This is a genomic window from Streptomyces anatolicus (genome assembly GCF_019400875.1).
GTDB lineage: Bacteria > Actinomycetota > Actinomycetes > Streptomycetales > Streptomycetaceae > Streptomyces > Streptomyces anatolicus.
The window spans coordinates 1-3,970 of record NZ_WMBF01000542.1; the positions used below are offsets into that span (position 1 = coordinate 1).

A 3,970-nucleotide genomic window follows, 5' to 3' on the forward strand; every position below is an offset into this window, starting at 1 on the left:
CCGTATCGCCGACGTGGCCGGGGACCCGAGCCCCCGCCCCCCTCCGTACCGCCTCTCACCGACGCAGCAACGGCACCATGACCCGGTCGATCAGAGCCTCGAATTCCTCGTCCCGCCATTCGCTCCCGCACACCTTGGTGCGGTACATCAACATGGCCGGAATAACGTCGCAGACATAGTCGTCCGTCCCTCCGGAACGCACTTCTCCGCGCGCGATTCCACGACGTAAGACCTCTTTGATCAGCTTGACACTCGGTTCCACAACGCCTTCGAAGATCACTTCGTGGAAGCGCTCCGCCGTTGCCTTGTCGCATTCGTGAAGCACCGCACGGAGGGCGAATCCAGGGCGCGAGAACATCGCCTCCCGAATCTGTTTGCACAGTTCGAGAAGCTCCTCCCTGACTCCTCCTAGGTCCGGCGTGCTGTCGATACGCGGCAGCCCGGCCCGGAGCGCGTGCACGACGAGGTCTTCTTTGGACGGCCAGCGGCGGTATACGGCGGCCTTCCCGGTCTGTGCGCCCGCGGCCACGCCCTCCATCGTCAGCCCGCTCCAGCCGACCGTACTGAGCTGCTCCAGAGTGGCGTCGAGGATCGCCCGCTCGAGCACAGGCCCGCGCCGACGCGGGGCAACCGTCCGAGCGGGAACGGCCGACCAGCGCGAAGTAACCATCACTATCTCTCCGTCGAGCGAACGAACAACCGAGTCCTTCAGTGAACGCTTGCGTTCACTGAAGGCAAGTCACTACCGTCTTCCTGAACAGTGAACGGGACCGTTCACTAAGGCACTTGCGGGGGATCATGGTGACCACCTCTCAATTAACGCAAGATCAAAAGCCTGGAGCAGCACGCCGGCAGGGGCATCCCGGCATCGCGCTCACCGTCATCGCGGCCTGCCAGCTCATGGTGGTCCTGGATGCGACGATTGTGAATATCGCGCTGCCCCACATTCAGGGCGCGCTCAAGTTCTCGACGACCGACCTCACTTGGGTCGTCAGCGCGTACACCCTCACCTTCGGCGGACTGCTGCTGCTCGGCGGCCGAGCCGGGGACATTCTCGGACGTCGCCGCGTCTTCATGAGCGGCATCCTCCTCTTCACGCTCGCCTCCCTCCTCGGCGGATTCGCCCAGGAGCCCTGGCAGCTGCTGGCCGCACGCGCCCTGCAGGGCGTCGGGGGCGCGATCGCGTCGCCCACCTCGCTGGCACTCATCACGACGACTTTCCCCGAAGGCCCGGAGCGGAACCGCGCGTTCGGCGTCTTCGCGGCGGTCTCCGCGGGCGGTGGCGCCATCGGGCTGCTGGCCGGCGGCATGCTCACCGAGTGGCTGGACTGGCGCTGGGTGCTGTTCGTGAACGTACCCATCGGTATCCTCATCGCCGTCCTCACCCCGCTCTACATCAACGAATCCGAGCGTCACCCCGGCCGTTTCGACTTCCTGGGCGCGCTCACGTCGACGGCGGGCATGACCTCCCTGGTCTTCGGGTTCATCCGGGCGTCCGAGGAAGGCTGGCGCGACAGTCTGACCCTGGGTTCGTTCGCGGCGGCGGTCGTGCTGCTTCTCGCCTTCGCGCTGGTCGAGAGCCGTGCGAAGGAGCCGATCACGCCGCTGCGGATGTTCGCCGACCGCAACCGCTCGGGCACCTACGTGATCATGCTCAGCCTGGCTGCCGCGATGTTCGGCATGTTCTTCTTCATCGTCCTGTTCGTGCAGAACGTACTGAGCTACACCCCGATCGAGGCAGGCCTGGCCTTCCTGCCGGTCACGGTCGTGATCGCGATAGGTGCGGGGCTCTCGCAGAAGTTCCTCCCCGTGCTCGGCCCGAAGCCGTTCATGGTGACGGGTTCGATCATCGTCGCCGCGGGCCTCGGTTGGCAGTCACTGATCACCCCGGACAGTTCGTACGTCGGTGGAGTACTGGGGCCGATGCTGTTGTTCGGCTTCGGCATGGGCCTGAACTTCGTGACGCTGACGCTGACGGCGGTCTCCGGAGTCGGCCTGCACGAGGCGGGCGCGGCGTCAGGCCTGCTCAACGCGACCCAGCAGGTGGGTGGCTCGCTCGGCCTCTCCATCCTCACCACGGTCTTCGGCACGGCGAGCCGGGACGAGGCGAAGGAACAGATGGCGGACTTCATGGCACACGCCACCCCCGAACAGAAGGCCGAATTCGCCAAGACCCACGAACTCCCCGCACCTTGGAGCCATGAAGTGCTGTCGGAGGGCATCTCGACCGCCTTCCTCCCCGCGGTGGCCATGGCCCTGCTCGCCCTTGCCACCGCAGCGTTGGTGATCCGCGTCCGCAAGAGCGACCTCGAAGCCCTCTCCGGCACCGCGAGCACGGCCGGGCCAGGGGGTGGTTGATCGAACCGCTGCACCGCGTCAGGCGTATGCCCTGTGTCAGGGGTACGGGGTGTACGGACTGTCGGTGCTCGTCCTGCCGCACACCCCTACGCCCAGCATGGGGGGCCGGGCCTCGATGATCCGTCGGGCGCGGCTCTCCCCCAGGCTCGTCGCGTACCAAGGATCCTTGTCGCCGTCGAGACCGTCGGCTATGTCCCTGATCGCGCACGAGCGCTGCGGCTCCGGCAGCTTGTCCAGGGCGGGCACCGCGTCCGCGGACAGCAGCCGTGCGTAGTCGAGGTCGAACTTGCCGGTGTCCTCGTACCGCTGCACGTTGCGCTCGGCGATCATCGCGTCGGGCGACAACAGACCGAACGCGAGTACGCCCGCCGCGGCGCTCGCGGCGACGGCGCGCGGTAGCCATCGAGCGCCCCAGATCCCGGCAGCAATGATCAACAGGATGATCACGCCGAACCACAGCTCCACGGCGACGACCGAGATCCTGAGCCTGGTCAGCCCGTACGCCTCCACGTACATGCCCATACGCCGCACCGCGGACGCCACCACGACGAGCGTCAGTACGCAGAGCGAACCGAGCACCGCACGCACCAGCGTGCGGTCCTTGGCGCCGCCCCGCGGGGCCCACCGGAGTGCGAACACGATGACGAGCAGCGTGAGGAGGGTGACCAGGAGCAACTGCCAGAATCCCTGCCGCGCGTAAGCGGAGTAGGAGAGACCGGTTTTGTCCAGGACGGCGTCATACCCGCCGAAGAGCACCGCGAGTTGGACGGCGTTGAACGCCGCGAACAGCACGCAGAGCACGATCAGCGGCAGTGCCCACTCCATACGGCCGCGGGCTCGGCCTGGGCTCACCACGAGCCGGTCCCAGCGCAGAGGGGAGGCGGCTGTGTGCGCGGCGGCGAGCGCGCCGACCGCACCGACGATCAGGAGCAGGACGCGCCAGGGTGCGCCGACCGGGGAGGCGTCCGGTATCAGATCACCGAGCAGGTCGGCGAAGGCGGCGTCCGCACCGGCGAACAGTGCGCCGAAGACCAGGAGCAGCCCGGCGGTCACCGCCGCCGCGCGCATGGCGGGTCCGGCGCCGCGCGCGCTGCCCGCGTGCGCCCGCACTCCGCGCCAGCCCCAGACGGACCCCTTCCAGAGCGCGTCGAAGAGGCCGAGAGGGCTCAGGGCTATGCCCAGCCAGGTCCGGCAGCCGTGCAACGCGAGCGCCCCGAGCGCGACCGAGGAGACGATCGCGAGGAACGACGGCCATCCCGCGTCACGCAGGGCCGGCACGACCAGCAGCGCGAGGCCCCCGACCGCCCACACCAGTGACCAGGGGCGAGGCCTGCGACCGGCCTTCTCGGAGGCGAAATAGGCGGCGAGCGTGGCCGGGACGGCGACGATCAGCAGATTGATCGCCAGACCGTCGCCGAGGAACAGCATGCTCAGTACGCCGGTGGCGAGCACGGCCCAGAGCGTCGCCGCTCGGACGGGGCCGGGAGGCTCCGCCCGCAGATCGGCGAGGAGCGGAGGCTGGGTCTGTTGCGGCATCGGGTAACCCCAGGCGGCATGGGGCGGCTGCGGGCCTCTCCCTCCAGCTGTGGGGTTCTGTGGGGGCGCGGGGGCC

3 protein-coding genes are annotated in these 3,970 nt (G+C 68.4%); 1 reads left to right on the top strand and 2 read right to left on the bottom strand.

Translation table 11 applies throughout. The features are described from left to right. Positions 1–55: 55 nt before the first annotated feature. A complete protein-coding gene (locus GKQ77_RS29185; RefSeq protein ID WP_219692077.1) occupies positions 56–670 on the bottom strand; it encodes a TetR/AcrR family transcriptional regulator in 615 nt (204 codons plus the stop codon). Between the two features lie 131 nt (positions 671–801). On the opposite strand from GKQ77_RS29185, the gene GKQ77_RS29190 reads away from it, so the two are divergent. Beyond that, positions 802–2,358 (top strand): MFS transporter, encoded by a 1,557-nt coding sequence (locus GKQ77_RS29190; RefSeq protein WP_219692081.1) that lies wholly within the window; start codon positions 802–804, stop codon positions 2,356–2,358. Between the two features lie 36 nt (positions 2,359–2,394). Here GKQ77_RS29190 and GKQ77_RS29195 read toward each other — a convergent pair. Further along, on the bottom strand, positions 2,395–3,970 hold a 1,576-nt coding region (locus GKQ77_RS29195), incomplete at its 5' end, for a DUF4153 domain-containing protein (RefSeq protein WP_372460014.1).